The sequence below is a fragment of the Pseudomonas sp. GW821-FHT04D07 genome (assembly GCF_059420225.1).
Genome location: NZ_JBWKTH010000002.1, coordinates 499,748 through 526,603, shown reverse-complemented (window position 1 = coordinate 526,603; position 26,856 = coordinate 499,748). Strand labels below are relative to the sequence as shown.

Below are 26,856 nucleotides of genomic sequence, written 5' to 3'. Positions count from 1 at the left end.
CCCCCCCCCCCCCCCCCCCCCCCCCCCCCCCCCCCCCCCCCCCCCCCCCCCCCCCCCCCCCCCCCCCCGCTCCCACATTAGAGCGATCCGCCAGTCATATTGTGCCCTTGCTCAGAGGGCCAGCAAACGCCGCAACTCCGCCAACACCGGCGCCGTATCCGGGCGTACACCGCGCCAGAGGAAGAAAGCCTCCGCCGCCTGTTCCGCCAACATGCCCAGGCCATCCATCGACACCGCCGCACCATGCTCGCTCGCCCAACGGCAGAACGCCGTCGGCTCATTGCTGTACATCATGTCGTAGCAGAGGGTCTTGCCTGGCTCGATCAGGCTTGGCGCAATCGGTGGCACATCCCCCGACAGACTCGCCGAAGTGGCATTGATGATCAGGTCCACCGGCTCGCGCAACCCGTCAAACCCACTGGCGGACACCGGCCCCAGGTCGGCGAACAACTCAGCCAGCAACTCGGCTTTCTCAACGGTCCGATTGGCAATGATCACCGAAGCCGGCTGCTCCGCCAGCAACGGCTCCAGCGCGCCACGTACCGCACCGCCAGCCCCCAGCAGCAGGATGCGCTTGCCCCGCAGGCTGAACCCGGCATTGACCGTCAGATCACGCACCAACCCGGCGCCATCGGTGTTATCACCCAACAAACTGCCATCGGCCAGCTTGCTCAAGGTATTCACCGCCCCGGCCCGCTGTGCCCGGGCCGTCAGGCTGTTGGCCAGGCGATAGGCCTCTTCCTTGAACGGTACCGTCACATTGGCCCCGCGGCCTTCCTGGAAAAACGCCCGGGCACAGCCGGAAAAATCATCAAGAGGTGCCAGCAAGGTGCTGTAGTCCAACGGCTGAACGGTCTGCTCGGCGAACAGACGGTGAATCAACGGCGACTTGCTATGGCCGATGGGGTTACCGAAGACGACATAACGATCCATCAGGCATCACCCTCCGCCAGCCAGTCGCGGTCCTGCAGGAAGTACTCGGTCAAGCGCGCCTCGGCACTGCCGGGCTCGGCCTTCCAGTCATAGCCCCAACGCACTTGCGGCGGCAACGACATCAGGATCGACTCGGTACGGCCACCCGATTGCAGGCCGAACAGGGTGCCACGGTCGTACACCAGGTTGAACTCCACGTAACGACCGCGACGGAACTCCTGGAACTCGCGCTGCTGTTCGGTCCAGGCTTGGGCCTTGCGCCGCTGCACGATCGGCAGGTACGCCTCGATATAGGCATCGCCGATCGCCCGCATGAAGGCAAAGCTGGTGTCGAAGTCCCACTCATTCAGGTCATCGAAGAACAGGCCACCGATACCCCGTGGCTCGTTGCGGTGCTTGATATGGAAGTAACTGTCGCACCAGGCCTTGTAGCGTGGGTAGACATCGGCGCCAAACGGCGCACAGGCACGCTCGGCCACCCGGTGCCAGTGCACGCAGTCTTCTTCATTGGCGTAGTAGGGCGTCAGGTCGAAACCGCCGCCGAACCACCAGACCGGTTCCTCACCTTCCTTCTCGGCGATGAAAAAGCGCACATTGGCGTGGGACGTCGGTACATGGGGGTTGTGCGGGTGAATCACCAGCGACACGCCCAGGGCCTCGAAGCCGCGCCCGGCCAGTTCCGGCCGATGGGCGCTGGCCGACGGTGGCAGGCCGCTGCCGAAGACGTGGGAGAAGTTCACGCCGCCTTTCTCGATGACCTGGCCGTTGCCGATCACCCGGGTCCGACCGCCGCCACCGGCGGGGCGGGTCCAAGCGTCTTCGACAAAATGCGCGCCACCGTCTTCGGCTTCCAGGGCGGCACAGATACGGTCTTGCAGGTCGAGCAGGTAGGCTTTCACGGCCTCGGTGCGGGTAGTCATGGCATCACCTTGAATCGGGCAAAGCCACGCGGCCTCTCGGACGGCCGGTGGCAAAGAGGCGCGTAGCATAGCACCGCGTTTATGCTCGTCGCTGTTGACGAAGATCAAGCGAAGGAGTCCGATAGGGCCCTTGCATCGCGCCACACCGCGCCCCTTAGTGAAATGTCCAAGGAGAGAAAGATGGCCAAACGTATCCTGTTTCGCACCCATGGGGGCCCCGAAGTCCTTGAGTATGTCGACTACACCCCCGCCGAGCCGGGCCCGCAGCAGGTGCGGGTACGCAACCACGCCATCGGCCTGAACTTCATCGACACCTATTTGCGCAGCGGGCTGTATGCACCACCGACCATGCCGTCGGGCCTGGGGGCCGAGGGGGCTGGCGTGGTCGAGGCGGTCGGCAGCGAGGTCAGCCAGTTCAAGGTCGGTGATCGCGTGGCCTATGGCAGCGGTCCTTTGGGCGCCTACAGCGAAGTGCATGTGCTGCCGGCGGCCAATCTGGTGCATCTGCCGGAAGGTATCAGCTTCGAACAGGCGGCCGCGGTGATGCTCAAGGGCCTGACGGTGCAGTACCTGCTGCGCCAGACCTATGAGTTGAAGGGTGGCGAAACCGTGCTGTTCCACGCCGCGGCCGGCGGTGTCGGCCTGCTCGCCTGCCAGTGGGCCAAGGCCCTGGGCGTAAAGCTGATCGGTACCGTCAGTTCGCCGGAAAAGGCGGCCCTGGCCAAGTCTCTGGGTGCCTGGGAAACCATCGACTACAGCCATGAGGATGTGGCCAAGCGGGTGCTGGAGTTGACCGATGGCAAGAAGGTCCCGGTGGTGTATGACGGCGTGGGCAAGGACACCTGGCTGACCTCGCTGGACAGCCTGGCACCCCGTGGGCTGATGGTCAGCTTCGGCAATGCCTCGGGCGCGGTGGACGGCGTCAATCTGGGGATCCTGGCGGCCAAGGGCTCGTTGTATGTGACCCGACCGACGCTGGCGACCTACGCCAACAACGCAGAAAACCTGCAGCTCATGGCGAAGGATCTGTTCGGGATGATCACCAGCGGCAAACTGAAGATCGAGATCGGCGCACGGTATGGCCTGGCGGACGCGGCCAAGGCCCAGACCGAACTGGCGGCGCGACGGACCACCGGGTCGACCGTATTGTTGCCGTGATCGAGGTGGGCGGCCGCTGTTGACGCAGCGGATCGCCAGCAAGCCGGCTCCGACAGTCTCCGTGTCGCAACACCTTTTTGTGATCGACACCGTCCTCTAGGAGCCGGCTTGCTGGCGATGAACGATAACGCGGTCTCCGAGGAAGCGTCCGCCCTCTTGTGGGAGCGGTGCTTGCCCGCACACCGCTCTTACGCCGGGCGCACCACCTTGCCGGTCGCCAGGTCGCGAATCAGGCTCGGGTTCTTGCGCCCACCCAGGTTACCGCCCAGCACCAGGTCGAGCTGCCCACGGAAATACTGCTCCACGCGAATCCGCGTGCGCGCCGCCGGGCGCCCCTGGGGATTGGCGGAAGTGGAAATCAGCGGCCCCACCAACGAACACAGATCGCGCACCAACGGATGATCGCTGACCCGCAAGGCCACGGTGTCATGCACACCGGTCACCCACTCCGGCAACAGGTCCTGATGCGGCACCAACCAGGTATTGGGTCCCGGCCAGGTACTGGCCATGCGGTCAATCCAGTCTTCCGGGAAATCCTCGAAGAGAAAATCGAACTGGCGAATATTGTCGGCGATCAGGATCAGGCCCTTGTCCACCGAACGATTTTTGATCGCCAGCAAGCGGTCCACCGCTTCTTCGTTCCAGGGATCGCAACCCAAGCCCCAGACCGCCTCGGTTGGATAGGCAATCACCGCCCCTGCGCGAATTTCTCGTGCGGCTTCTTGCACACGCCAACTGTTGACCATTGCTCGCTCTCCGGATTTAACGCTGCTCGCAGTTTACTCAGGTAAGCCTACCTCGCGCGAGCTAACCAGCGTCCGCTTTCATTGGCAACCCGGCCTTCGAGCTCCAACTCGGTCAGTGCCGCCAATACTCGCGGCAGTGCCCAGCCAGACGCCTGGGCCAGGGCCTCGCTGCTCTGCGGCGCGGCGTGCAGCAAGCCTAGTAGCGGGTGCTCGGACGCAGTGGGAATAGGGCTGGCCGTCACCCGCTGCCAGACACGCAAGGGTTCGAGGATATGTTCGACGGTTTCCACCAGCACCGCACCGTCGCGGATCAACTGATGACAACCCTTGGCGCCGGGGTGGTGGATGGAGCCGGGAATCGCATACACCTCGCGTCCCTGTTCCGCCGCCAGCCGGGCGGTGATCAATGAGCCGCTGGCGACACTGGCCTCCACCACCAGCACGCCCAGGGACAAGCCGCTGATGATCCGGTTGCGCCGGGGAAAGTTGCTCGGATGCGGCGCTGCCTCCAGCGGCAACTCGGACACCACGGCGCTGCCCTGGGCAATCATGGCCTGCGCCAGCCGGCGATGGCGTTGTGGATAAAAATTTTCCAGGCCGGTACCGAGTACCCCGATAGTTCGCCCGCCGATGTCCAGGGCCGCCTGATGGGCCGCGCCGTCGATCCCCAGCGCCAGCCCGCTGGTGATGACAAAACCGGCGCCGGCCAGGCTTCGGGAAAAGGCCGCCGCCGTGTCCATGCCTGGCTTGGAGGCACGCCGACTGCCAACCAGCGCCAGCTGCGGTTGTTCCAGAAGGGTAGGGTCGCCGGCCACGAACAGCAACGGCGGGGCGTCGTCCAGTTCGGCGAGAAGGGCCGGGTAATCGCCCTGGTCCCACATCACCAAATGACAAGCCGGGCGCTCTAGCCAGCGCAATGCAGCGCTGGCAGCGTCACGCACTTCAGGGCTGCGGCGCGCCTCGGCACAGGCCGTCGGCAAGCCTAGCGCACGCCAGGCGGCGGCCGGCGCACCAAGGGCCGCCGAGGCCGAACCGAAGGCCTTGATCAGGCTGCGAAAGCGCCGTGGACCGAGTTCCGGCAGTCGGTGCAGACGCAGGCGGGCTTCCAGCTCTGCCGGGGACAGGGAGGTACAGTTGGACAGCGACATCGGATCATCCTTGATCTGTGGCGGTCCTGGAACAGCAGGAACAAGCTGTGGATAACTCTGTGGGTAACCTGTTTAGCCTGCTAACGGAGGCGACCTTGGACGCTACCCTGGAGGCAGCGTTCTGATCCATTGGAAAGCGCAATTGCAGGACCCAAACACGATCATTGTGGGAGCGGGCTTGCCAGCGATGGCGGCGGTGAGTCTTGCATCGCCATCGCCAGCAAGCCGGCCTCCCACAAAGACGCGGGGTTTCAGGGGGACCGAGTCTTCGGCCAGCCATCGAGCATCCAGCGCTACGGGTTGCGCACCTTGTCCAGAACTGTCAGGGACCGCGTGGCAGTAAGTACTAAACCATAGCTGAGCTTTTCGTAGGTGCGAAACACCATCAACAGGCCCGAACGTTCGTCGGGGACCTTCACCCGCTGTCCGGTGATCTGGTCTTGTACGGTCTCGCCGGTCTTCATCACCGCTAGAACGTTGCCTTCGACCAGGCCATCGCGTCGCCCCTTATTGATCGTGACCACGTCCATGACCCCGATCTGTGTAACACCCCGTGGCACATCTATGATCGTGCCGAGGATCTGCACTTGCGGCGCACTGGGCATGAACGTCGAATTGACCGGGCGCTCTTCGCTGACGAACAGGCGGTCACCCAGGCGAACTTCCTGGGTGGTGCGGCGCAGGTTCAACGTGCCGATATCGCCTTCGGTCGCCACCAACTCGCCCGTGCCGACGTCGTCGGCGTTGATCCCAAGGAACTCCTTGGTCTGCGCGTCGGTATAGACCTTGCCCTGGCGGAACAGGCCGTACACCGTGTGCGCCGGGTCGAACACGCCACGGGCATAGATCCGGTCGCCCATGCCACTGAGCACCCGCTCATTGCTGCCGGCCAGGATATACGGGGCTTTCTGGAAATCATTGGCGTTGTCGACAATGCGGTTGCTCAACAGGAACGCATTGATCTTTTCCAGCGGAATACTCGGAATCGCCTCGGCCACCGGCAAGCGGCGCACCTGCGGCGATAACTTCACGGTCCCCCGCGACGCGCCGCGATCCACCACCAACCGCGGCTGGCCGTCGACGAACTGCAGGGTCAGGGTGTCGCCGGGATAGATCAGGTCCGGATTGGCCACCTGGGGGTTCGCGTGCCAGATCTCCGGCCACTTCCACGGCTCGCTGAGAAACTTGGCGGAAATGTCCCAAAGTGTGTCACCGCGCACTACGGTATAGCGCTGTGGATAACCGTCCTTGAGTTGCACTTGCGCCTGCACGACGCCGCTAACGGCCAGCAACAGGGCGAGTAGTGTTTTCCTCATGCAGTGAATCCCTTTATTATGTGCCTTCGCGTGAAACGCCAGAGCCCCCGCGGCTCGCTCCCAGGGAGAACGTTTTACAACGGTAGCCGATCCCACCGGGACATTTCGGCAACCGTCTCTGACTTTACCTCACAAGTGCAGCAAATACGCCTATGGCCATTTTAAACATCCTCGAATTTCCAGACCCGCGCCTGCGCACCATCGCCAAACCCGTGGCCGTGGTGGACGACCAGGCGCGGCAGCTGATCGACGACATGTTTGAAACAATGTATGAAGCCCCAGGCATCGGCCTGGCGGCGACCCAGGTCAATGTGCACCAGCGTATCGTGGTCATGGACCTGAGCGAAGATCGTAGCGAACCCCGGGTGTTCATCAACCCCGAGTTCGAAACCCTGACCGCGGAAGTGGAGCAGTACCAGGAAGGCTGTCTGTCGGTGCCGGGCTTCTACGAAAACGTCGACCGCCCGACGAAACTGCGGGTCAAGGCCCTGGACCGCGACGGCAAGCCGTTCGAACTGGAGGCCGAAGGCCTGTTGGCGGTGTGCATCCAGCATGAATGCGATCACCTCAACGGCAAGCTGTTCGTCGATTACCTGTCTACGCTCAAGCGCGACCGGATCAAGAAGAAGCTGGAAAAGCTCCATCGCCAGAACGCCTGATCCGCCCCTTCCTGTATCTCCTGTAGGAGCGAGCTCGCTCGCGATGGACGTCAACGATAACGCGGGGTACCTGATACCCCGCGCTGCCCCGGCCACCCTCGCGAGCAAGCTCGCTCCTACAGTATCCAAGCGAGCCCTTTTTATGTCTGAGCCACTGCGCATCGTCTTTGCCGGCACCCCCGAATTCGCCGCCGAACATCTCAAGGCCCTGCTCGACAGCCCTTACCAGATCGTCGCGGTCTACACCCAACCGGATCGGCCGGCGGGCCGTGGGCAGAAGCTGATGCCGAGCCCGGTCAAGCAGCTCGCGCTGGAGCACGGCATCAGCGTCCTGCAACCGCCGACCCTGCGCAACGCCGAGGCCCAGGCCGAACTGGCGGCGCTCAAGCCGGACCTGCTGGTGGTGGTCGCCTACGGCCTGATCCTGCCACAGGTGGTGCTGGATATCCCGCGCCTGGGTTGCATCAACAGCCACGCCTCGCTGCTGCCGCGCTGGCGCGGTGCGGCGCCGATCCAGCGCGCCGTCGAAGCCGGTGATCGCGAAAGCGGCGTGACCGTGATGCGCATGGAGGCCGGACTCGACACCGGGCCGATGCTGCTCAAGAGCGTCACCCCGATCAGCGCCGAAGACACTGGCGGCACCTTGCATGATCGCCTGGCCGAACTCGGCCCGCCCGCCGTGCTCCAGGCCATCGCCGGTCTCGCCGCCGGGACCCTGGACGGCGAAGTGCAGGACGACAGCCTCGCCACCTACGCCCACAAGCTGAACAAGGACGAGGCGCGTATCGACTGGAACCGTCCGGCGGTCGAGCTGGAACGCCTGATTCGTGCCTTCAACCCCTGGCCGGTCAGCCACAGCACCCTCGACGGCGAAGCCCTGAAAGTACTGGCCGGTGGCGTGGCCGAAGGCAAGGGCGCGCCGGGTGAAATCCTCGCCGCGAGCAAGGACGGCCTGATCGTCGCCACCGGCGCCGGCGCCCTGTGCCTGACCCGCCTGCAACTGCCCGGCGGCAAGGCGCTGAATTTCAGCGATCTGTTCAACAGCCGCCGCGAGAAATTCGCCCTCGGTACGGTGCTCGGCCAATGAACCCGCGTCTGGCCGCCGCCAAGGCACTCACCGCCGTCCTCAACGGCAAGGCGTCGCTCAACAGCTCGTTGCCGCTGCAACTGGACAAGGTCGAGGCTCGCGATCGCGGTCTGACCCAGGACTTGGCGTTCGGCACCGCGCGTTGGCAGCCACGCCTCTCGGCACTGGCGGCCAAGCTGCTGCAAAAACCCTTCAAGGCCGCCGATACCGACGTCGAAGCCTTGCTGCTGGTCGGCCTCTATCAACTGCTCTACACCCGCGTGCCAGCCCATGCCGCCATCGGCGAGACCGTCGGTTGCGCCGACAAGCTGAAAAAACCCTGGGCCAAGGCCTTGCTCAATGCCGTGCTGCGCCGCGCGCAACGGGAAAGCGAGGCGCTGCTGGCCGAGCTGGAACACGACCCGGTGGTGCGTACCGCCCACCCACGCTGGCTGCAGAAATCCCTGAAAGCCTTCTGGCCGGAACAATGGGAAGCCATCTGCGCGGCGAACAATGCCCACCCGCCGATGATCCTGCGGGTCAATCGCCGCCATCACTCGCGCGATGCCTACCTCAAGCTGCTGGGCGACGCCGGAGTCGGCGCGCAGGCCTGTGTCTACAGCCCGGACGGTATCGTCCTGGAAGAGGCCGGCGACGTGCGCAACCTGCCCGGCTTCAACGAAGGCTGGATCAGCGTCCAGGACGAAGCCGCGCAACTGGCCGCCGACCTGCTCGACCTGGCGCCCGGCCAGCGGGTGCTCGACGCCTGCTGCGCCCCTGGCGGCAAGACCTGTCATATCCTCGAAGTCCAGTCGCAACTGGCCGGCGTGGTTGCCGTCGACCTGGAGGCCAAGCGCCTGGTACGGGTGCGCGAGAACCTCGAACGCCTTGGCCTGGACGCCGAACTGATCGCCGCCGATGGGCGTGACACCGCCAAATGGTGGGACGGCAAGCCGTTCCAGCGCATCCTGCTGGACGCGCCGTGCTCGGCCACCGGCGTGATCCGTCGCCATCCCGACATCAAGCTGACCCGCCAGCCCGACGACATCGCCGCCCTGGCCGCCTTGCAAGGCGAACTGCTGGACGCAATGTGGACGACTCTGGAAGTCGGCGGCATCCTGCTCTACGCCACCTGCTCGACCTTGCCGACCGAGAACACCGAAGTGATCGCGGCGTTCCTGTCCCGGACCTCCGGCGCCCGCGAGCTGGACATCGCCGGGGCCTTTGGCATCAAGCAGCCCCACGGTCGCCAGTTGCTCGCCCAGCAAGGTGGTCACGATGGCTTCTACTACGCCAAACTGATCAAGATCGCCGCGCGCGGCTGAGCCGGGGTAACGGAGCGAGCTGATGAAAATCATCATCCTCGGTGCCGGCCAGGTCGGCGGCACGCTGGCCGAACACCTGGCCAGCGAAGCCAACGACATCACCGTGGTCGACACCGACGGCGAGCGCCTGCGCGACCTCGGCGACCGCCTGGATATCCGCACCGTGCAGGGCCGCGCCTCGTTTCCGACAATCCTGCGCCAGGCCGGCGCGGATGACGCCGACATGCTGGTGGCGGTGACCAACAGCGACGAAACCAACATGGTTGCCTGCCAGGTCGCCCACACCCTGTTCCACACCCCGACCAAGATCGCCCGGGTCCGTGAAGCGGCCTACCTGACCCGCGCCGGGCTGTTCGACAACGACGCGATTCCAGTGGATGTGCTGATCAGTCCGGAGCAGGTGGTGACCCATTACATCAAGCGCCTGATCGAGCACCCGGGCGCCTTGCAGGTGATCGACTTCGCCGAGGGCAAGGCCCAGTTGGTGGCGGTCAAGGCCTACTACGGCGGGCCACTGGTGGGGCAACAATTGCGTCAGTTGCGCGAACGCATGCCCAACGTCGACACCCGCGTGGCGGCGATCTTCCGCCGCGACCGGCCGATCATGCCCCGTGGCGACACGGTGATCGAAGCCGACGACGAAGTGTTCTTCATCGCCGCCAAGGCGCATATCCGCGCGGTAATGGGCGAAATGCGCCGCCTCGACGAGCGCTACAAGCGCATTGTGATCGCCGGCGGCGGACAGATCGGCGAGCGGCTGGCCGAAGCCATTGAAAGCCGTTACCAGGTCAAGATCATCGAGAAAAACCCGGCGCGTTGCCGCTACCTCTCGGACACCCTGGACAGCACCGTGGTGCTGCAAGGCAGCGCCTCGGACCGTGACCTGCTACTGGAAGAAAACATCGCCGACACCGACGTGTTCCTGGCCCTGACCAACGACGATGAAGCCAACATCATGTCGTCGCTGCTGGCCAAGCGCCTCGGGGCGAAGAAGGTCATGACCCTGATCAACAACTCGGCCTATGTCGACCTGGTCCAGGGCGGCGAGATCGATATCGCCATCAGTCCGCAACTGGCGACCATCGGCACCTTGCTCGCGCATGTGCGGCGCGGCGATATCGTCAGCGTGCATTCCCTCAGGCGCGGGGCAGCGGAGGCGATCGAGGCGATTGCCCATGGCGATGCGAAGTCGAGCAAGGTGGTGGGCCGGGCGATCGCGGATATCGCCTTGCCGCCGGGGGCGACCATCGGCGCGATCATTCGCGACGAAGAGGTGCTAATCGCCCACGATGCGACGGTGATCCAGGCTGGCGATCATGTCATTCTGTTCCTTGTGGATAAAAAGCAGATCCGCGATGTGGAAAAGCTGTTTCATGTCGGTCTGAGCTTTTTCTAAGTATTGCGGCGCCTGGACGGCCGTCATCGCTGGCTTGCCAGCGATAGCTATCTCAACGGCAACACAGAAGGAACGTCATGCTCGAATCACTGGAAAAAATGCTCGCCAAGGGTGTGGATAACTCGCTGCTGCGCTTCGGCCTCGGCAAGGGTTACCTGGACCTTGGGGACAACACCAAAGCCGCCGAACACCTGCAACGCTGCGTCGACTTCGACCCGAAATACTCCGCCGCCTGGAAACTGCTGGGCAAGGCCCATCAGGCCGCGGGCGACACCGCCGCGGCCCGGCAAGCCTGGGAGCAGGGACTGGAAGCCGCCCGCGGCCATGGCGACAAGCAGGCGGAAAAGGAAATGACGGTGTTTCTGAAAAAGCTCGAAAAAGCCGCGCTCAAAGGTCAATGAAGCGCAGGCCGATGCCGTCGACGTCGACCCGCACCACTTCCATGCGAATCCGCGGCGCCACCGCCGACAGCCCCTGCACCTGGCCATAGACCACCTCGCCGGTGGTCAGGCACGACAAGCTCGGGTGCGTCACATACACGCCCTTGCTGGACAGGTTGCGTGTCTGCCCCAGGCACTCGCCGATGCTGGGATGCTGGATCTTGATGCGCAAGGAGTTCTTGTTATTGGACATCTGTTGCGTCCTTGGAAGGTGCACCTGTGGATAAATCCGTATCGCGGACTTATCCACAGATCATGCCAATCTCGTTTCAGTACCAGCGTTTCTCACCCGCCGGGCGCCTGCGGAAGCGCTTCATGCTCCACATGTACTGGTCCGGATAAGCCCGCACATAACGCGCCACCACCTGGCTCATGGCAGCCACGGAGGTCTCTGTATCAGTGCTGTACATGGCTTCGGGCGCGGCTTCGAGGATCACCTTGAAGCCCGAACCGTCCGGCAACCGCAACGCATGCAGGAACACGCCCACCGCCTTGCCGCCGGCGAGCATATTGGGCACGAACTTGCTGGTCAGCGCCATGGTACCGAGGAACGGCACGAACACCCCGGCGGATTCGGCCGGTTCCGGGTCAGCGGGAATGCCCACCGCACCACCTTTGCGCACTTCCTTGATGACGCTGAGGATGCCTTCCTTGGTGGAGGCGGCAACCCGGTTGCCCAACTGCACCCGCTGCTTGCGCAACAGCTCGTCGACCGCCTTGAGCTTGGGCGGGCGATAGAAAATGATCGGCTTGCACTGGCTGCAATAGAAGTGATTGAGCACTTCCCAGTTGCCCAGGTGGCTGGTGATACCGACCACCCCCTTGCCCGAGGCCAGGGCCTCCTTGAGGATGTCCAGGCCTTCGACTTCGCGCACCCGCTCCATGGAGCGATGGGCCGGCCAGATCCAGGCGCAGGCACTTTCGGTAAAGGACTTGCCGATGCCCATCAGGCTGCGGCCGACCAATTGCTCGCGAGCCACCGGGTCGAGTTCCGGGAAACATTTCGCCAGGTTGATCCGCACCACTTCGCGGGAACGGTTGGGCAGCTTCCACATCATCCAGCCGATGGCCGCGCCCACCCGCTGCACCGCGCACCAGGGCAGCAGTGCAAACAACCGCAACGCCCCCACCAGCATGGCGCCTTTAAACTTGTCCACAGGCCACTCCTGTCGTGATCGAGCTTGTTAGCCGGCTATTGTAACCGTGGCGTGGCCAATGTCGCGTAGCGATCACAATCGGTGGTGTGGTCCATGACCATGCCGGAGGCCTGCATGAGGGCGTAGCAGATGGTCGGGCCAACGAATTTGAAGCCGAGTTTCTTCAGCGCCTTGCTCATCGCCTCGGCCTCGGGGGTGACGGCCGGGACTTCGCCGCGGACCTTGAAATGATTGATCTTCTGCACGCCACCGACAAAGGACCAGAGCAGCGCCACCGGATCCTCCAGCGTCAGCCAGAGCTGGGCATTGCGCCGCGCGGCAGTGAGTTTCAGACGATTACGGATAATCCCCGGATCGAGCATCAATTGCTCGATATCGGCATCGCTCATGGCCGCGACTGCGTGCACATCGAAGCCGAACAAGACCTTCCGGTAGTGCTCGCGTTTCTTCAGGATGGTGATCCACGACAAACCGGCTTGGAACCCTTCGAGCAAAAGCAACTCGAACAGACGCTGCCCATCGCGCAGCGGCACGCCCCACTCCTGATCGTGATAGGCCATGTACAAAGGATCGTCGTTGCACCAAAAGCAGCGTGGCATAAGGCTCCAGGGGGCGTGCGCGTGGCCGAATCGGGTATACTCCCGCCTTTTGAATCGCAGCCCAAGTAACAGGTGAATTTCGTGAGCCAGCCTACGCCAGCCGTGCGTACCTTCCAAGACTTGATCCTCGCCCTCCAGCAATACTGGGCCGAGCAAGGTTGTGTGGTACTTCAGCCCTACGATATGGAAGTAGGCGCCGGCACCTTTCATACCGCCACGTTCCTGCGCGCCATCGGCCCGGAAACCTGGAACGCCGCCTACGTACAACCCAGCCGCCGCCCGACTGACGGCCGCTACGGCGAAAACCCGAACCGCCTGCAGCATTACTACCAGTTCCAGGTAGTCCTCAAGCCGAACCCGGACAACTTCCAGGAGCTGTACCTGGGCTCGCTCAAGCATGTCGGCCTCGACCCGCTGGTGCACGACATCCGTTTCGTCGAGGACAACTGGGAATCGCCAACCCTCGGCGCCTGGGGCCTGGGCTGGGAAGTCTGGCTCAACGGCATGGAAGTCACCCAGTTCACCTACTTCCAGCAGGCCGGCGGCATCGAGTGCTACCCGGTCACCGGCGAAATCACCTATGGCCTCGAACGCCTGGCGATGTACCTGCAGGGCGTCGACTCGGTCTACGACCTGGTCTGGGCCGACGGCCCGTTCGGCAAGGTGACCTACGGCGACGTGTTCCACCAGAACGAAGTCGAGCAGTCGACCTACAACTTCGAACACGCCAACGTCGAGAAGCTGTTCGAACTGTTCGATTTCTATGAAAGCGAAGCCAAGCGCCTGATCGAACTGGACCAGCCGCTGCCGTTGCCGAGCTACGAAATGGTCCTCAAGGCCTCGCACACCTTCAACCTGCTGGATGCACGCCGGGCGATCTCGGTCACCGCGCGCCAGCAGTACATCCTGCGGGTCCGCACCCTGGCCCGTTCGGTGGCGCAGGCCTATCTGATGGCCCGGGCCAAACTGGGCTTCCCGATGGCAACCGCGGATTTGCGTGACGAAGTGTTGGCTAAGTTGGAGGCAGCACAATGAGTGCTCAAGATTTTCTGGTTGAACTGGGCACGGAAGAGCTGCCACCCAAGGCCCTCAATACCCTGGCCGAGGCTTTTCTCGCCGGCATCGAAAAGGGCCTGCAAAGCGCCGGCCTGAGTTTCGAGAGCAAACAGGTCTACGCCGCGCCGCGCCGCCTCGCGGTACTGCTGACCCAGCTGCAAACCCAGCAGCCGGACCGCAGCATCAACCTCGACGGGCCGCCACGCCAGGCCGCCTTCGACGCCGAAGGCAACCCGACCCAGGCCGCCCTCGGCTTCGCCAAGAAATGCGGCGTGGAACTGAGCGAAATCGACCAGAGCGGGCCGAAACTGCGCTACACCCAGAGCATCCAGGGCAAGCCAACCAGCAGCCTGCTGCCGACCATCGTCGAGGATTCGCTGAACGACCTGCCGATTCCCAAGCGCATGCGCTGGGCCGCGCGCAAGGAAGAGTTCGTGCGTCCGACCCAGTGGCTGGTGATGCTGCTCGGTGATCAGGTCATCGACTGCACCATCCTCGCCCAGAAATCCGGTCGCGACTCCCGTGGGCACCGCTTCCACCACCCGGAAAGCGTGCGTATCACCTCGCCGGCCAACTACCTGAACGACCTGCGCGCCGCCTATGTCCTGGCCGACGCTGGCGAACGGCGCGAGCTGATCAGCAAACGCACCACCGAGCTGGCGACCCAGCAGGAAGGCACCGCGATCATGCCGGCCGACCTGCTCGACGAAGTCACCGCCCTGGTCGAATGGCCGGTGCCGTTGGTGTGCGCCTTCGAAGAACGCTTCCTCGACGTGCCTCAGGAAGCCCTGATCACCACCATGCAGGACAACCAGAAGTACTTCTGCCTGCTGGACGGCGAAGGCAAGCTGCTGCCGCGCTTCATCACCGTCGCCAACATCGAGAGCAAGGACCCGCAACAGATCATCGCCGGTAACGAGAAAGTCGTTCGCCCGCGCCTGACCGACGCCGAATTCTTCTTCAAGCAGGACAAGAAACAGAAGCTCGAACAGTTCAACCTGCGTCTGCAAAACGTGGTGTTCCAGGAGAAACTGGGCAGCGTCTACGACAAGGCCGAGCGTGTTTCCAAGCTGGCCGCGTTCATCGCCCCGCGCATCGGCGGCGACGCCCAGCGCGCGGCCCGTGCCGGTCTGCTGTCGAAGTGCGACCTGGCCACCGAGATGGTCGGCGAGTTCCCGGAGATGCAAGGTGTTGCCGGTTACTACTACGCCCTCAATGACGGCGAGCCGGAAGATGTCGCCCTGGCCCTGAACGAACAGTACATGCCCCGCGGTGCCGGCGCAGAACTGCCAGGCACCCTGACCGGTGCGGCGGTGGCGATTGCCGACAAGCTCGACACCCTGGTCGGGATCTTCGGCATCGGCATGCTGCCGACTGGCAGCAAAGACCCCTACGCCCTGCGTCGCGCCGCCCTCGGCGTGTTGCGCATCCTGATCGACAAGCAGCTCGACCTCGATCTGATCGAGACCGTGGAGTTCGCGGTCAAGGCCTTCGGTGCCCGGGTCAAGGCCGCCGGCCTGGCCGACCAGGTGCTGGAGTTCATCTTCGACCGCCTGCGCGCCCGTTACGAAGACGAAGGCGTAGACGTCGCGACCTACCTGTCGGTACGTGCCCTCAAGCCGGGTTCGGCGCTGGACTTCGACCAACGCGTACAAGCCGTGCAGAAATTCCGCCAGTTGCCGGAAGCGGCAGCCCTGGCGGCGGTGAACAAGCGTGTATCGAACCTGCTGAGCAAGGCCGAAGGCAGCATCCCGAGCACCGTGGAAGCCAAGTACTTCGACAACGCCAACGAGTTCTCGCTGTACTCGGCGATCCAGCAGGCGGACCAGGCGGTCCAGCCGATGGCCGCGGCACGCCAGTACAACGAATCGCTGGCACGCCTGGCCGCCCTGCGCGAGCCGGTGGATGCGTTCTTCGAAGCGGTGATGGTAAATGCCGAGGACGCCAAGGTACGCGCCAACCGTTATGCGCTGCTGGCGCGTCTGCGAGGCCTGTTCCTGGGTGTCGCCGATATTTCGCTGCTGGGCTGAGGGCGCGTCTTGAAACTGCTGATTCTCGATCGGGACGGGGTGATCAACCAGGACTCCGACGCCTACATCAAGTCGGTGGAGGAATGGATTCCACTCCCCGGCGCGATCGAAGCCATCGCGCAGTTGAGCAGGGCCGGCTGGACGGTGGCGGTGGCCACCAACCAGTCCGGCATTGCTCGCGGCTACTACGACATCGCCACCCTGGAAGCCATGCACGAGCGCCTGCGTTCGTTAGTGGCGCAACAGGGCGGTACGCTGGGGCTGGTGGTGTATTGCCCGCACGGCCCGGATGAGGGCTGCGCGTGCCGCAAACCCAAGCCCGGCATGTTGCACAGCATTGCCGAACATTATGGGGTGTCGTTGGCCAGGCTATGGTTTGTCGGCGACAGCCTCGGTGACTTGGAGGCGGCGCAGGCCGTCGACTGTCAGCCTGTTTTGGTAAAAACCGGTAAAGGCGAAAAGACACTGGGTAAAACCCTGCCGGTGGGCACCCTGGTTTTTGACGATCTGGCGGCGGTTGCCGCAGAACTTATCCACAACTGAAGCTCTTCTGACCTCCTGACCAAGGACTGTTCGGGAAGCGCTTTTTATAGGCGGGCAATGCCCGCAACGGTAAATGCCGCTATGTCGATCCTGCAGGCCATCAGAACCTTTTTCTTTTACCTGCTACTGGGCACCAGTTCGCTGTTGTGGTGCTCCCTGAGCTTTTTTATCGCGCCGTTCCTGCCGTTCAAGGCACGTTATCGCTTTATCAACGTGTACTGGTGCCGTTGTGCCCTGTGGCTGACCAAGGTCTTCCTCGGCATCACGGTCGAGATCAAGGGTGCGGAGAATGTGCCCGAGCGCCCTTGCGTGATTCTGTCGAATCACCAGAGCACCTGGGAAACCTTCTTCCTCTCGGCCTACTTCTCGCCGTTGAGCCAGGTGCTCAAGCGTGAGTTGCTGTACGTGCCGTTCTTCGGCTGGGCCATGGCCATGTTGCGGCCGATCGCCATCGACCGGGACAACCCGAAGGCGGCGCTCAAGCATGTGGCGAAGAAGGGCGACGAGTTGCTCAAGGACAATGTCTGGGTGCTGATCTTCCCGGAAGGCACCCGCGTGCCGTTCGGTACGGTCGGCAAGTTCTCCCGGGGCGGTACGGCACTGGCGGTGAACGCCGATCTGCCGGTGCTGCCAATTGCCCACAACGCCGGCAAGTTCTGGCCGAAGACCGGCTGGCTGAAGAACCCGGGCACCATCACCGTGGTGATCGGCGCGCCGATGATGGCCGAGGGCAGCGGGCCACGGGCGATTGCCGAGCTCAACGACCGGGTTCAGGCCTGGAACGAGCAGACTCAGCGGGAGATGGGCTCATTGCCGCCGGCACCGGCGGCAGAGGCGTCCGTCGTGGTTTGAGGTAATTGTGGATAACTTGTGTACAAGATTTTGATTTCTTTCAGAAAAACTACCTAAGCGACTGATTTTATTGCTTATTTCTCTGTATGACTTTCTGCTGTAAATCGTGCATAAGTTTTTTCAAGCGATAAAAAAACCGGCTTTAATGCCGGTTTTTCCTGGCTAAATACGCTCCCTTGTAGGAGCTGGCTTGCCGGCGATGAGGCCGTTATGGGCGATGCAAGCGTCAAGGGCGCCATCGCTGGCAAGCCAGCTACAAGGTTTCGTGGTGTCTACAAGGTCGTCGGTAACCTCAGACCTTGTCCAGATCCACGCCCTTGGTCTCCTTCAGGCAGCACAACCCCACCACCAGGCTGACCCCGGTCACCAATACCGGGTACCACAGGCCATAGAAGATATCCCCGGTGTAGACCACCAGCGCAAAGGACACCGTGGGCAGGAACCCGCCGAACCAGCCGTTGCCGATATGGTAGGGCAACGACATCGAGGTGTAGCGGATGCGCGTCGGGAACAGCTCGACCATCACCGCCGCCAGCGGGCCATAGGTCATGGTGGCAATCAGAATCAGCAAGACAATCAGCAGCACCACCATCGGCTCGTTCACCGACGCACTATCGGCCTTGGCCGGATAGCCCGCCGTGGTGATCGCCGAGCGCATCGCCGCTTCGTCGAAACCGCTGATCTTCTGTTCACCCACCGATACCGTCACCTCCGTCCCAGCTGCCGCGGCCTGCGAGCTATAGGGCAGACCCTGCTTGACCAGGAAGGTCTTGACCTTGTCGCACGGGCTATCGAAACGGGCTTTACCCACCGGGTCGAACTGGAAGGTGCAACTCGCCGGGTCGGCCAGCACCACAATCGGCGCCTGCCGGCTGGCCGCATCGATCTGCGGATTGGCGTAATGGCTCAAGGCCTTGAACAGCGGGAAATAACACAGCGTCGCCAGCAGCAGGCCGAGCATCAGGATCGGCTTGCGGCCGATCTTGTCCGACAGCCAGCCGAACAGCACGAAAAACGGCGCACCGATCACCACGCTGATGATCAGCAGGGTATTGGCCTGGGTCGGGTCCATCTTGAGCATCTGGGTCATGAAGAACAGCACGTAGAACTGCGCGGTGTAGAAGGTCACCGCCTGCCCGGCGTTGATGCTGAAGAGGGCAGTCAGGACGATCTTCAGGTTCTGCCAGGAGCCGAAGGATTCGCGGATCGGCGAGCGGCTGACCTTGCCCTGGGCCTTCATTTTCACGAAAGCCGGCGACTCGTGCATGCTCAGGCGGATCCAAGTGGAAATCGCCAGCAGGAAGATCGACAGCAGGAACGGCAGGCGCCAGCCCCAGACTTCAAACTGGTCGCCGCTGATATAACGGCTGGCGAGCACCACCAGCAGGGACAGGAGCAGGCCCAGGGTGGCGGTGGATTGAATCCAGCCGGTATACGAACCGCGCTTGCCGGTCGGTGCGTGCTCCGCCACGTAAGTCGCGGCGCCACCGTATTCGCCACCCAGCGCCAGCCCCTGGAGCATGCGCAGCAGGACCAGGATGATCGGCGCGGCGAGGCCGATGCTGGTGTAGGTTGGCAACAAGCCGACAGCAAAGGTGGAAAGGCCCATCAGGATGATGGTCATGAGGAAGGTGTATTTGCGCCCGATCATATCTCCCAGGCGCCCGAACACCAGGGCGCCGAAAGGCCGGACCAGGAAACCCGCGGCAAATGCCATGAGGGCGAAGATAAACGCCGTGGTGTCGTTGACCCCGGCAAAGAACTGCTTGCTGATCACCGCCGCCAGGGCGCCATAGAGAAAAAAGTCATACCACTCGAAAACCGTCCCGAGGGATGACGCAAAAATGATCTTTCGTTCTTCCTTGCCAGTGCTCGCGGTTGCGCTCACGGACTGTTGCTCGATGTAGTCCGACATTTGCCATGTCCTCGGCCCTGAGGGCCACAGTGATTATTGTTGTTGTTCCACTGTGGATTCCGGCTGACTTCCACCGGAATCCGCTTTTGCACTATTGACGCGATCTACCGGTATAACGCGGCCCCTTGTAGGAGCTGGCTTGCCGGCGATGAGGCCCTGGAGTCATGCATCGCCCATACCGACGCCATCGCCGGCAAGCCGGCTCCTACAAGGGGGCCAGAATTTCCTCCGTTTGAATGTCATGAATGGCCGGGGCATCCTCCAGAATCATCTGCGCCGCCTTCTCGGCAATCATCACCGTTGGTGAACAGGTATTGCCGGAGACGATGTCCGGCATGATCGACGCATCGGCGACCCGCAACCCCGCGACACCGTGCACCCGTAGCCGGGCATCCACCACATCCAGTGCGCCGCTGCCCATCCGGCAGGTGCCCACCGGGTGAAAGATCGTCGTACCGATCCGCGCGGCCGCCTCATGCAACTGTTCTTCAGTTTGCAGCGCCGCCCCGGGCAGGTATTCCTCGGGTTGGAAGCGCCGCAGGGCAGGGGAGTCGACAATGCGCCGAGTCAGCCGGATTGCCTCGGCCGCGACGTTCAGATCCTCGGGATCGCTCAGGTAATTCGGGTCAATCAATGGCGGCACATCCGGATCGGCCGAACGAATATCGATCCGCCCCCGACTCATCGGTCGCAGGTTGCACACCGAGGCGGTAAAGGCCGGGAACCGATGCAGCGGCTCACCGAAGCGTTCCAGCGACAAGGGCTGCACGTGGTACTGCAAATTGGCCGAGGGCTGCTCCGGCGAGGACTTTACGAACGCCCCCAACTGGCTCGGCGCCATGGCCAACGGACCACTGCGGTCGTAGAGATAACGCAGGCCCATGCCGACTTTGCCCCACAGGCTATTGGCGACCTGGTTGAGGGTACGGGCATGGCTGAGCTTGTAGATCAGGCGCAGTTGCAGATGATCCTGCAGATTACCGCCGACACCCGGCAATTCGTGATGCAGCGCGATCCCGAGGTTTTCCAGCAAGGGCCGCGGGCCGATGCCCGAACGCTGGAGAATGCCGGGGGAGCCGACCGAACCGGCAGACAAAATGATCTCGCGACGAACGTTGAACACATGTTCCTCACCCTGCCAGCGCGCGACAACGGCACAGGCGCGGCCCTGTTCCAGGGTTACCCGGTCAACCTGGACTCCGGTCAGGATCGTCAGGTTGGGGCGCTTGAGGATCGGCCGCAGAAAGGCTTTCGACGAATTCCAGCGTACGCCGGAACGCTGGTTGACCTGAAAGTACCCACAGCCCTGGTTATCGCCAGCGTTGAAATCGCTGACGCTGGCGATACCGTTTTCAGCCGCGGCGTCGCGGAAGGCGTCGAGGATCGACCAGGAGTAGCGCTGCTGCTCGACCCGCCATTCGCCCTGGTCGTTGTGGAATTCGCTGGCGCCGCCAAAGTGGTTTTCGCTGCGCTTGAACAACGGCAGGACATCGTTCCAGGCCCAGCCCGGGTTACCTTGCGCGGCCCAGCGATCATAGTCGCCGGCCTGGCCACGCATGTAGATCATGCCATTGATCGAAGAACTGCCGCCCAACACCTTGCCGCGTGGGTAGCCGAGGCTGCGCCCTTGCAGGCCGGGTTGTGCTTCGGTCTTGAAGCACCAGTCGGTGCGTGGATTACCGATGCAGTACAGATACCCTACCGGCACATGAATCCACGGGTAGTTATCCCGGCCGCCGGCTTCGAGCAGCAACACATGGTTCCGCGGATCGGCGGACAGCCGATTGGCCAGCACACAGCCTGCGGGCCCGGCACCGACTATCACGTAGTCATAGGGCAGGTGGGCGGATGACATAGGCAACCTCGCCTTTTTTATTGTTCTTGCCTCCCTTCATGTTATTGATTAGTTTCGAGATGAAAACCTTCGTTTTTGCGCAAGTGCTGTGCGTTTTCAAGCAAGGCAGTGAACCCTGCGATTCACAAGGAAGCCCGATGTTCGACTGGAACGATCTACGTTTTTTCCTCGAGTTGCAGCGCAGCGGACGCCTGCTGACCGCGGCCAAGCGCCTGAACACTACCCACAGCACCGTGGCCCGGCATATCGAGACCATCGAGCAGAGTCTGGGCACGGCGCTGTTTGTCCAGCATGCCCAGGGCTACGAGCTGACGCCTTCGGGCCAGGCCTTGCTCAAGCATGCCGAGGCCATGGAAAATGTCGCCTTGCTGGCCCAGGAGGAAATCACCCAGGCCATCGCGCCCCTGGGCAAGATCCGCCTGGGGGTGACCGAAGGGATCGGCATCATGTTTCTCACCACTCGCATGGGCAGCCTGTACGAACGTTATCCGGGGCTGGAAGTGGAACTGGTGGCGGTGCCGCGTTTCGTCAGCATCCTCAACCGCGAGGCGGAAATCAGCATCCACCTCGACCGGCCGAATGCCGACCTGTTGATCACTCGCAAGCTGACCGACTATCGCCTGGCGCTGTATGCCAGCCCGGACTACCTCGCCCGGGCGCGGGCGTTGCAGCACCGGGATGATCTGTCGCAACACAACTGGATCGGCTACGTCGACGACCTGCTGTTCAGCGAGGAACTGCTGTTCCTCAACAACTTCTGCCGCACACCGAATGTGATTTTTCGCAGCACCAGCGTGATAGCCCAGCAACAGGCGGCGCGGGCCGGGCTGGGGATTGCGGTGTTGCCCAACTACATGGCCAAGGACGACCCGCAACTGGTGCGGGTATTGCCGGAGGAAACCATCCAGCGCAGCTACTGGATCAGTACCCGACGGGAGCTGCACAAGTCAGTGCGCTTGCGAGTGGTGTGGGATTTTCTGCTGGCGTTGTGCGCGAGTGAGCAGGGGGTGTTGCTGGCGCAGTAAAAATATCGACCCTCAGCTTTTCTTGTAACACTCCATTTGCGAAAAGCTCCCCCCATTGATGCGAATGGAGGTGGCATCGTCATTGGTAATTTCCTGGGGCGGCGTAAAACCGAGCATCGACGAGGCCCGGGTCGCATTGATCCATTCCAGCCGGCCCTTGATCAGCGCGCCGTCGAGCGAGCCGGCACTGCTGTGGATACGCACGGTGTCCTTGCCATGCTGGTAGAAGAAGACGAACGGCCCGTTCAGACCAGGACACTCGTAACTGCTCAGCAGCCTGGGCTTCGGCATATAGCCGCTGTTGATGATGCCGACATAGATCACCGAATAACCGATATACGCCAGCACCGGTACCGCCGCCAGCGCCCCGGCCCAGTACCAGCGGCGCTTGCGGTTCGATCTGTCTGGCAAAGGCTCGACAGGCGAGTTATCCACAGGCGGGACCGCCTCGGGAGAGAGTAACTCGGCGGAGATGGGTTCACGCCCCCCCGGAATAGCCTCTGCTGCTTCGACCACCCGAACCACGCTGGCCGGCAGCGGCTCGGCGAGCACCGGCTCATCCATGCGGGCCTGCCGCAAAACCGGCTCGGGTCTGGGCAACAAACGCAGGTTGCGCTGAATGATCCGACTTTCCACCAGCACAAAAATCGCACAGGCCAGTGGCATCGCCAGCACCAGGCCCGGTGCCTGGGTCGCCACCCAATCGGCAATCAGCGGATCGGACATGCCGATATCCCCGGCCACCCAACCCAACAAGGCACCGCCCGCCGGGATCAACCACGGATAACGCTTGAACAGTCCGCTGACAAACAAACTGCCATACATCAGCATCGGGATGCTCAGCAGCAACCCCAGCACCAGGATCCCCAGGTTGTCCTGGGCCACGGCGGCCAAGGCCACCACATTATCCAGGCTCATGGTCAGGTCGGCGAAGACGATAAGCCCGATCACCGACCACAGGGTGCCACCCGAATGCTGCGGCAGATGCTCGGCGCCCTCATCGTCGACCAACAGCTTGATGGCAATCACCACCAAGGCGCACATGCCCAGCAGTTTCAGGCAGGGCACCTTGAGCAACAGGCTGATCACCGAGGTGAACAGGATTCGCAACCCGACCGCCACGCCCATCCCGGCGAACAGCGCCTGGCGCATCTGCCGCGCCGGCAGATGACGGCAGGCGAGCGCAATGACCACGGCATTGTCGCCGCTCAGCAGCAGGTCGAGCAGGAACACCTGCAACGTCAGGTTGATGCCCTGTATCCCGGTATCCAAGCCGATCATCTTGCCGCTCCCGCAACCATCGTCATCAATTCAGCAAACCTCCCACACCACAGAACAGACCGGCCAGAGAGGCGAACCCGAACACCAGGCCCACTACCCACGCATACCCGCCCTGTAACCGGAAAGCTCCGGTCAATTGTGTGCGGGCCAACCAATAGAGCAGGCCCAGCACCGCCGGCAGCAACAGCGCGTTGACCACCCCGGTGAAAATCGACAGCTCGACCAGATTGACCCCGGAACCCACCAGCACGCCGGCCCCCAGCAACATGGCGCCGAATGCCGCGTAGAACCAGGGCGCTTCGGTGGGCCGCTGTTCCAGCGAATGCCGGCGGCCGGTGGCCTCGCCAACGCCCCAGGCCACGGTCAGGCAGACCACGATAGTGGCCACCAGTGCGCCCCCGGCCAACCCCATGGCAAAGACCCCGCGCCCAACCGTCTGGCCCAGGGACGCGGTAAAGGCATCGGCCAGTTGCGGTACGCTGGTCAAGGTAAAGGCGGTGTCGGCTCGGTTGAAACACGCCGCCGCGGCAATCACCACGGCGGCCGTGAGGATCTGGCAAAGGGTCGCACCGAGCAACGTTTCAATGCGCGCTGCTTTCAAGTGCCTGGCATCGAGGCCTTTGTCGATCAACGCCGACTGTTGGTAGAACACTGTCCACGGCATGACACTGGTCCCCAGGTTGGCGGCCACCAGATACAGATAGGCATTATTGTGAAGCGGCATCTGGTACCACTGCGCGATGATCTGCCGGGGATCGGGGTGAGCGTTCCAGGCCACGGCGATAAAGGCCACGCCGAACAGACCGAGGCAAATCGCGACCCGTTCGACGCCCCGGTAGGAGCCGGTGCAGACCATCGCGAAAATCAGTACCACCAGCACACCGATGGTTTCCCACAAGGGCACGCCGAACAGTTCACCGACCCCGGCCAGCCCGCTCAACTCGGTCACCAGCGCGCCGAAACAACTGAGCACCAGTGTCGCCAGGGACAGCAACGCAATGCCCCGGCCAAACCGCTGGCGCACCAGCTCACCGAAGCCCTTGCCCGTTCCCAGCCCCAGACGGATCGAGAGTTCCTGCGCGGTGTACAGCAGGGGAATGATGAGGAACTGCAGCAACAGCAGCCGATAGCCCCATTGCGCGCCACTCTGCGCGGCGGTGATCACGCTGCCGGCTTCAGTATCCGCCAGCATCACCACCAGCCCCGGGCCGACGGCGGCGGCCATCAGGCGCAGTCGGCTCGAGGGCATTGAAACGCTTGGCATCATGTCTGTTCCCGGCGCATGGAGTGCGTGTGCGTAGAAGGTAAAAATCCCGTTCATCGACCCTGGCGGGATGTCAGGGTCGGCTATTTACCTGCGGGCCACTTTTGAAATCCTTGAGGAACGCCGTATCCGGTGACAGCACCAGGGTCGGCGCGGATTCGGACAAGGATTGCCGGTAAGTCTGCAGGCTGCGGTAGAGCTTGTAGAACGCGGGGTCCTTGTCGAACGCCTGGGACGAGATCCGATTCGCCAGGGCATCGGCTTCGCCCCGGGTGATGCGGCTTTGCCGTTGTGCTTCGGAGATCAGCACCGCCCGTTCGCGCTCGGCATTGGCCTGGATCTGTTGCGCCCACTCGAAGCCCTGGGCGCGCAGTTCCTTGGCCTCGCGCTGACGCTCGGACTTCATCCGGTCATAGATGGCCTGGCTGGTTTCAAACGGCAGATCGGCGCGATGAAAACGCACTTCGGTGACTTCAATACCCAGGGGCCTGGCCTTCTCCACCACTTCGCTCTGGATATGCTCGACGATCTTCGGCCGCTCGGCGGACAACAACGACTTGAGCATCACCTGTCCCAGTTCGCGGCGCAGCGACGAGCTGACCAACTGGGCCAGTTGCGCATTGGCCTGGTCCACCGTGCGCAGGGCCTGATAGAAACGCAGCGGATCGACGATGCGATAACGCGCATAAGTTTCCACCTCCAGACGTTTCTGGTCGCCGAGTATCACCTGTTCGGAAGGCGGCGCCAGGGTCAGGATACGGGTGTCGTAATAAATGACGGTGTCGATCAACGGCACCTTGAGTTTCAGGCCCGGCGTACTCACCGGCGCGGTCGGTGCCCCGAGCCTGACCACCAGGGCCTGCTGCGCTTCATCGACGGTATACAGCGAGGCGCCGAGCCCCCACAGAACAACCAGCGTCAGGATCACCAGAGCCACGCGAATCGACGGTTTCATCGGGTCTGCTCCTTGACCGGACGCTTGTCCTGTTCCGATAGCGGCATATAGGGCACCACGCCCGAAACGCCTTTGCCGGAAGTGTCGATGATCACCTTGGAAGCTCTTTTCAGCACTTCATCGGTGCTTTCCATGTACAGGCGCCAGCTGGTCACGTCCTTGGCCTGTGCATAACTTTCGTACACCGCCAGGAAGCTTTTCGCGTCGCCTTCAGCCAGGTTCACCGCCTGAGCCTTGTAGGCTTCGGCCTCCTGATTGATATGCGACGCTTCGCCCCGGGCCCGCGGAAGAATGTCGTTGGCGTAGGACTCGGCCTCGTTGCGCGCACGCTCCTGGTCGGCCCGGGCCCGCTGCACATCGTTGAAGGCATCGATCACCGCCGGCGGCGGGTCGACGCGCTGCAACTGGATCTGGGTGATCAGTACCCCGGCTTTTTCATCGTCGAGCAGGCGTTGCAACAACGTCTTGGTTTCCTCGGCGATCTCCTGGCGCTTGTCCGACAGGGCCGCCTGGATCGGCGTGCGCCCGATAACTTCGCGCAGGGCACTTTCGGCGGCCAGCTTGATGGCGAATTCGGGCTTGTCCATGCTGAACAGAAATTGTCCGGCGTCCTTGATCCGCCAGAACACCGCGCAGTCGGCCTCGACAATATTCTCGTCGCCGGTAAGCATCTGCTTGTCGCGGGACAGGCTGCTGTCGTTCAGGCCGAGCGCGGGAGCGTGCCCCAGTTGCAACTGGTTGACCGTGGTGACCTTGGGCAGTAGCACCGTTTCGATGGGGAAGGGCAGGTGGTAGTGCAAGCCGGCCTCAGTGGTGTCGACCCATTTGCCAAAACGCAGGACGATGCCTTGTTCGTCGGGCTGGACCTTGTAGATGCCCCCGACGATCCAGACAAACGCCAGCAACCCGGCGAGCAGCGCCAGACCTTTGCCTTGCAGTCCCGTGAGGGCAACGAAACGATTGGCCCGCAAGCCCATCGCGCGGGCTTGGTCGCCCAGCGAGGCGGAAGGGCTTTCCGGTTCCAGGGGGGTCAAGGGCTGCGGGTCGGGCATGGTCTTATCCTGGAGGACGGTTTGCCGGGAGGCACTGATCGGATTTTTTATTACCGCATATTTCTGGACATCATACAGCCGAGGCCTGAACCCCTCCTGACTTGGCGCAATGATTGAGGTGCCTGCGGCGCAAATGTGCTGACTGGGAAGTATTCCCAGGAATAA

25 protein-coding genes are annotated in these 26,856 nt (G+C 62.9%); 11 read left to right on the top strand and 14 right to left on the bottom strand.

Annotation, left to right across the window (positions count from 1 at the left end; all coding sequences use genetic code 11):
* Nucleotides 1-111: 111 nt before the first annotated feature.
* Both aroE and hemF read right to left on the bottom strand, forming a co-directional pair.
* Entirely contained in the window at nucleotides 112-933 is an 822-nt protein-coding gene (gene aroE, locus AC07T0_RS05980; protein ID WP_495000284.1) for a shikimate dehydrogenase, read from the bottom strand.
* Nucleotides 933-1,853: an oxygen-dependent coproporphyrinogen oxidase gene (hemF, locus tag AC07T0_RS05975; RefSeq protein WP_495000283.1), complete on the bottom strand. Its 921-nt coding sequence runs from the start codon at nucleotides 1,851-1,853 to the stop codon at nucleotides 933-935. Before hemF ends, aroE begins: the two co-directional genes overlap by 1 nt.
* 180 nt (nucleotides 1,854-2,033) lie before the next feature.
* On the opposite strand from hemF, the gene AC07T0_RS05970 reads away from it, so the two are divergent.
* Nucleotides 2,034-3,011, top strand: a complete 978-nt coding sequence (locus AC07T0_RS05970) for a quinone oxidoreductase family protein (protein ID WP_495000282.1) — start codon at nucleotides 2,034-2,036, stop codon at nucleotides 3,009-3,011.
* 188 nt (nucleotides 3,012-3,199) lie between these two features.
* On the opposite strand, the gene tsaC is transcribed toward AC07T0_RS05970, so the two are convergent.
* The 3 genes from tsaC to AC07T0_RS05955 form a co-directional block, all read right to left on the bottom strand.
* Nucleotides 3,200-3,757, bottom strand: a complete 558-nt coding sequence (gene tsaC, locus AC07T0_RS05965; protein WP_248799700.1) for an L-threonylcarbamoyladenylate synthase type 1 TsaC — start codon at nucleotides 3,755-3,757, stop codon at nucleotides 3,200-3,202.
* Nucleotides 3,758-3,804: 47 nt separating this feature from the next.
* Nucleotides 3,805-4,905 carry a DNA-processing protein DprA gene (gene dprA / locus AC07T0_RS05960; protein WP_495000281.1) on the bottom strand — a complete coding sequence of 367 codons (1,101 nt, stop codon included), beginning with the start codon at nucleotides 4,903-4,905 and terminating at the stop codon, nucleotides 3,805-3,807.
* A 293-nt stretch (nucleotides 4,906-5,198) separates the two neighbouring features.
* Entirely contained in the window at nucleotides 5,199-6,221 is a 1,023-nt protein-coding gene (locus AC07T0_RS05955) for a LysM peptidoglycan-binding domain-containing protein (protein ID WP_495000280.1), read from the bottom strand.
* A 152-nt stretch (nucleotides 6,222-6,373) separates the two neighbouring features.
* Here AC07T0_RS05955 and def point away from each other — a divergent pair, with 152 nt between their 5' ends.
* The 5 genes from def to AC07T0_RS05930 all read left to right on the top strand — a co-directional run bounded on the left by def (nucleotide 6,374) and on the right by AC07T0_RS05930 (nucleotide 11,068).
* Complete coding sequence (gene def, locus AC07T0_RS05950; protein ID WP_495000279.1) at nucleotides 6,374-6,880, top strand: peptide deformylase; 507 nt, start codon at nucleotides 6,374-6,376, stop codon at nucleotides 6,878-6,880.
* 142 nt (nucleotides 6,881-7,022) lie between these two features.
* Complete coding sequence (gene fmt, locus AC07T0_RS05945; protein ID WP_495000278.1) at nucleotides 7,023-7,967, top strand: methionyl-tRNA formyltransferase; 945 nt, start codon at nucleotides 7,023-7,025, stop codon at nucleotides 7,965-7,967.
* Nucleotides 7,964-9,271 (top strand): 16S rRNA (cytosine(967)-C(5))-methyltransferase RsmB, encoded by a 1,308-nt coding sequence (gene rsmB / locus AC07T0_RS05940; protein WP_495000277.1) that lies wholly within the window; start codon nucleotides 7,964-7,966, stop codon nucleotides 9,269-9,271. Before fmt ends, rsmB begins: the two co-directional genes overlap by 4 nt.
* 22 nt (nucleotides 9,272-9,293) lie before the next feature.
* Nucleotides 9,294-10,667, top strand: a complete 1,374-nt coding sequence (gene trkA / locus AC07T0_RS05935) for a Trk system potassium transporter TrkA (protein WP_495000276.1) — start codon at nucleotides 9,294-9,296, stop codon at nucleotides 10,665-10,667.
* Between the two features lie 77 nt (nucleotides 10,668-10,744).
* Complete coding sequence (locus tag AC07T0_RS05930; RefSeq protein WP_495000275.1) at nucleotides 10,745-11,068, top strand: tetratricopeptide repeat protein; 324 nt, start codon at nucleotides 10,745-10,747, stop codon at nucleotides 11,066-11,068.
* Here the strand turns inward: AC07T0_RS05930 and AC07T0_RS05925 are convergent.
* The 3 genes from AC07T0_RS05925 to AC07T0_RS05915 form a co-directional block, all read right to left on the bottom strand.
* Entirely contained in the window at nucleotides 11,055-11,300 is a 246-nt protein-coding gene (locus AC07T0_RS05925; protein WP_495000274.1) for a PilZ domain-containing protein, read from the bottom strand. The two genes, AC07T0_RS05930 and AC07T0_RS05925, sit on opposite strands and share 14 nt — an antisense overlap.
* A gap of 76 nt (nucleotides 11,301-11,376) precedes the next feature.
* On the bottom strand, nucleotides 11,377-12,264 hold the full coding sequence (locus tag AC07T0_RS05920; protein WP_495000273.1) for a lysophospholipid acyltransferase: 888 nt from the start codon (nucleotides 12,262-12,264) through the stop codon (nucleotides 11,377-11,379).
* Nucleotides 12,265-12,299: 35 nt separating this feature from the next.
* A complete protein-coding gene (locus AC07T0_RS05915; RefSeq protein ID WP_495000272.1) occupies nucleotides 12,300-12,863 on the bottom strand; it encodes a DNA-3-methyladenine glycosylase I in 564 nt (187 codons plus the stop codon).
* Between the two features lie 81 nt (nucleotides 12,864-12,944).
* On the opposite strand from AC07T0_RS05915, the gene glyQ reads away from it, so the two are divergent.
* Genes glyQ through AC07T0_RS05895 form a run of 4 tightly spaced genes read left to right on the top strand, consistent with a single transcriptional unit; the run spans nucleotide 12,945 to nucleotide 17,344 of the window.
* Nucleotides 12,945-13,898: a glycine--tRNA ligase subunit alpha gene (gene glyQ, locus AC07T0_RS05910; protein ID WP_248804124.1), complete on the top strand. Its 954-nt coding sequence runs from the start codon at nucleotides 12,945-12,947 to the stop codon at nucleotides 13,896-13,898.
* Nucleotides 13,895-15,949, top strand: a complete 2,055-nt coding sequence (glyS, locus tag AC07T0_RS05905) for a glycine--tRNA ligase subunit beta (RefSeq protein WP_495000271.1) — start codon at nucleotides 13,895-13,897, stop codon at nucleotides 15,947-15,949. The genes glyQ and glyS overlap by 4 nt, the downstream gene beginning before the upstream one ends.
* A 9-nt stretch (nucleotides 15,950-15,958) precedes the next feature.
* Nucleotides 15,959-16,492, top strand: coding sequence for a D-glycero-beta-D-manno-heptose 1,7-bisphosphate 7-phosphatase (gmhB, locus tag AC07T0_RS05900; protein ID WP_495000270.1), 534 nt, complete (start codon nucleotides 15,959-15,961; stop codon nucleotides 16,490-16,492).
* Nucleotides 16,493-16,549: 57 nt separating this feature from the next.
* Nucleotides 16,550-17,344 carry a lysophospholipid acyltransferase family protein gene (locus tag AC07T0_RS05895; protein ID WP_495000269.1) on the top strand — a complete coding sequence of 265 codons (795 nt, stop codon included), beginning with the start codon at nucleotides 16,550-16,552 and terminating at the stop codon, nucleotides 17,342-17,344.
* 292 nt (nucleotides 17,345-17,636) lie between these two features.
* Here AC07T0_RS05895 and AC07T0_RS05890 read toward each other — a convergent pair whose 3' ends face one another.
* Entirely contained in the window at nucleotides 17,637-19,259 is a 1,623-nt protein-coding gene (locus AC07T0_RS05890; protein WP_495000268.1) for an MFS transporter, read from the bottom strand.
* 205 nt (nucleotides 19,260-19,464) lie between these two features.
* A complete protein-coding gene (locus AC07T0_RS05885) occupies nucleotides 19,465-21,114 on the bottom strand; it encodes a GMC family oxidoreductase (RefSeq protein WP_495000267.1) in 1,650 nt (549 codons plus the stop codon).
* Nucleotides 21,115-21,251: 137 nt separating this feature from the next.
* Between AC07T0_RS05885 and AC07T0_RS05880 the strand changes: the two genes are divergently transcribed.
* Nucleotides 21,252-22,139, top strand: a complete 888-nt coding sequence (locus tag AC07T0_RS05880; RefSeq protein WP_495000266.1) for a LysR family transcriptional regulator — start codon at nucleotides 21,252-21,254, stop codon at nucleotides 22,137-22,139.
* Nucleotides 22,140-22,151: 12 nt separating this feature from the next.
* On the opposite strand, the gene AC07T0_RS05875 is transcribed toward AC07T0_RS05880, so the two are convergent.
* From AC07T0_RS05875 to hflK, 4 genes are all read right to left on the bottom strand, one after another.
* The gene (locus AC07T0_RS05875; protein ID WP_495000265.1) at nucleotides 22,152-23,420 is read right to left on the bottom strand and encodes a TerC family protein; all 1,269 of its coding nucleotides are present in this window, start codon (nucleotides 23,418-23,420) and stop codon (nucleotides 22,152-22,154) included.
* A gap of 25 nt (nucleotides 23,421-23,445) precedes the next feature.
* Entirely contained in the window at nucleotides 23,446-24,669 is a 1,224-nt protein-coding gene (locus tag AC07T0_RS05870; protein ID WP_495000264.1) for an NRAMP family divalent metal transporter, read from the bottom strand.
* An 88-nt stretch (nucleotides 24,670-24,757) separates the two neighbouring features.
* Nucleotides 24,758-25,639: a protease modulator HflC gene (gene hflC, locus AC07T0_RS05865; RefSeq protein ID WP_495000263.1), complete on the bottom strand. Its 882-nt coding sequence runs from the start codon at nucleotides 25,637-25,639 to the stop codon at nucleotides 24,758-24,760.
* Complete coding sequence (gene hflK / locus AC07T0_RS05860; protein WP_495000262.1) at nucleotides 25,636-26,691, bottom strand: FtsH protease activity modulator HflK; 1,056 nt, start codon at nucleotides 26,689-26,691, stop codon at nucleotides 25,636-25,638. The genes hflC and hflK overlap by 4 nt, the downstream gene beginning before the upstream one ends.
* Nucleotides 26,692-26,856 lie beyond the last annotated feature (165 nt).